We start from the raw sequence: 279 nt of genomic DNA, 5'->3' as shown, positions 1-279 counted from the left end.
GCATGTCGATGGTTTTCTTCGCTCGCGCCTTGGTGTCTTCGTGGGTCACCAGCGCCTTGCGCTCGCCCCAGCGTTCGATGCCTTCGAACAGCGTGCCGCTCATGTTCCAGGCCGGCTGGCCAGCGGTAAGGGTGGCGTCCAGGTGGATGTGCGGTTCGATGAAGGGCGGCACCACCAGGTTGCTGGCGGCGTCGATATCGCCCTCGTTGGCTTCGGCCGGCGCCTGCTGCGCGCTGATGGCGGCGATGCGCGCGCCGTCCAGTTCGATGCGGTACAGGC

The 279-nt window shown here is 67.0% G+C and carries 1 protein-coding gene; it reads right to left on the bottom strand.

What is annotated here, in order from left to right; genetic code table 11:
- Positions 1–277, bottom strand: a 277-nt coding sequence (locus AAEZ09_RS28110) for an amidohydrolase family protein (RefSeq protein WP_350601616.1), incomplete at its 3' end; no start/stop codon positions are given.
- Positions 278–279: the final 2 nt, after the last annotated feature.

Origin of the sequence: Pseudomonas sp. 65/3-MNA-CIBAN-0223 (assembly GCF_040310425.1) — a bacterium.
GTDB lineage: Bacteria > Pseudomonadota > Gammaproteobacteria > Pseudomonadales > Pseudomonadaceae > Aquipseudomonas > Aquipseudomonas gregormendelii.
The sequence above is the reverse complement of the archived record's forward strand: the minus strand, read 5'-3'. Positions and strand labels throughout refer to the sequence as shown.